Source organism: Corallococcus praedator (assembly GCF_003612125.1).
In the GTDB taxonomy this organism is placed as follows: Bacteria; Myxococcota; Myxococcia; order Myxococcales; family Myxococcaceae; genus Corallococcus; species Corallococcus praedator.
In genome coordinates this window covers 1-435 of record NZ_RAWI01001092.1, presented here as the reverse complement: position 1 = coordinate 435, position 435 = coordinate 1, and the positions used below count along the sequence as shown (strand labels likewise).

Genomic DNA, 435 nt, shown 5'->3' with positions numbered 1-435 from the left:
CGGGCGAGCTGCGCGTCGCGGTAGGCCGACACCCACTCGCGGTCGAGCGGGACCGTGCGATCCGGCGCGTAGAGGTCGAGGTCGGGGTCGGTCGCGTACGGATCGGCCTCGTCGGTCACCGCGGCGTCGATCCAGTGCCGGAGTACGCGCGCACGACCGGGGTGCGCACCGACGAGGACCAGTCCGTCGGCCGGTTCGCACTCCCCGAGGTCCACCGGATCGCCTGCCGGCGTCCGGGTGACCGTCGGCGAGAGTGCCTGCGACTGATAGAACGACGCGAGCGAGCCGCCCCCGGAGAACCCGAGCAGGATCACCTTCTCGAATCCCAGCTCCTCGCGCATCCACCGCACGCCCTGACCGAGGTCGTCGGCGGCGCGTTCCATGATCAACGCCGGCTCGTTCGTGGTGTAGCGGGTGTTCACCGCCATCATCGGC

1 protein-coding gene is annotated in these 435 nt (G+C 71.0%); it reads right to left on the bottom strand.

Going from position 1 to position 435, the window contains the following annotated elements; translation table 11 throughout:
- Window positions 1-422: hypothetical protein (locus tag D7Y13_RS43155; protein ID WP_208734654.1), on the bottom strand; the 422-nt coding region annotated here is incomplete at its 3' end.
- Between the last annotated feature and the right edge of the window lie 13 nt (window positions 423-435).